This window comes from Paenibacillus antri, from assembly GCF_005765165.1.
Taxonomy (GTDB): Bacteria; Bacillota; Bacilli; order Paenibacillales; family YIM-B00363; genus Paenibacillus_AE; species Paenibacillus_AE antri.
Genome location: NZ_VCIW01000073.1, coordinates 1 through 571, shown reverse-complemented (window position 1 = coordinate 571; position 571 = coordinate 1). Strand labels below are relative to the sequence as shown.

The following is a 571-nucleotide window of genomic DNA, read 5'->3' as shown; positions in this document are numbered from 1 at the left end:
GGACGCCGTAATTGCAATTGTCTTCATGTTCACCGATGATTTCTTTGATTTTGACCAGAAGGCGTTCCTGCCGCTCCTGTTTGGAGGTAGGCTTCAAGCTACGGTAATAGCCCGATTCGCTGACAGCAAGTACATCGCACATCTCTTTGACGGTCCATCGATCCCGTCGTTCACGGATGTAAGTATAGAGCTGGCATGCCTTTACCGCTTCCGGTCTTTTGCGAAAAAACCGAGTGCGTCCTTGAGAATTTCATTCGCCCGGCGCAACTCGCCTATTTCTTTTTCTAATTCGATTTCACGCGCAGTTTTATCGGTAGATGCATAAGCGCGTCCGCTCCCGATATGCGCCCCGTCGCCGTGCAAGGTTCTTTGCTTTCTCCACCCCTGCAAGGTATAGTAGGTTACCCCTAACTGCTCGGAGGCGTTCTTTATTCCGATCTCATCGCTCAATCTAACTGCTTCTTCTTTGAATGCTTTGTCGTACCGATTCATTGTCTCTCGTCCCCTCGTCAGCTTTCATTTTATTTCATACGAGGGTGTTTTTCGACTGCATTTTTATCGTAGCACTCCA

The 571-nt window shown here is 48.5% G+C and carries 1 protein-coding gene; it reads right to left on the bottom strand.

Features of this window, described 5'->3' with window-relative positions; genetic code table 11:
• Positions 1 to 201: 201 nt before the first annotated feature.
• The gene (locus tag FE782_RS32110) at positions 202 to 492 is read right to left on the bottom strand and encodes a transposase (protein ID WP_138198437.1); all 291 of its coding nucleotides are present in this window, start codon (positions 490 to 492) and stop codon (positions 202 to 204) included.
• Positions 493 to 571 lie beyond the last annotated feature (79 nt).